Annotated in this window: 1 protein-coding gene; it reads right to left on the reverse strand. The window is 41.9% G+C overall.

What is annotated here, in order from left to right:
* Positions 1–368, reverse strand: a 368-nt coding sequence (locus tag I6E49_RS14295) for a transposase (protein WP_235403150.1), incomplete at its 3' end; no start/stop codon positions are given.
* Positions 369–463: the final 95 nt, after the last annotated feature.

Raw genomic sequence — 463 nt, forward strand, 5'->3', positions numbered from 1 at the left:
AGCTGTGTGAATATGTTATTGATCTCGTCCTTCAGACGGTTGCGGAAACGGTTGATTGTTATGAAGTCCGGCTTTTCATATCCTGACAGCCAGATGAAATGAATGTCGCGCAGGAGCAATTGCTCTATACGGCGACATGAATAGATGTTGTTCATATAGGCATAGATGATGACCTTGAGCATCATGCGTGGATGGTACGGACACCTGCCCATACCGCTGTATAATTTGTTGACCGAACTCATGTCAAGATGGTCCACAATGCTGGAAACAATGCGGACGGGGTCGTTTTCCGCAATATTTTCATCGATTCGTTGCGGAAAAAGAACCATTTGGTTGGTAGTATAAGAACGAAAGTGTAACTTTGCCATAGTTAATTTTTTTCTATGGTCTAAAGTTACAACAACTTTTAGACATAGCAAAGCCCTGGCTTGTGAAAGTCAGGGCTTTGTGATTTTTTAAGAAT

Source organism: Leyella stercorea (assembly GCF_021531655.1).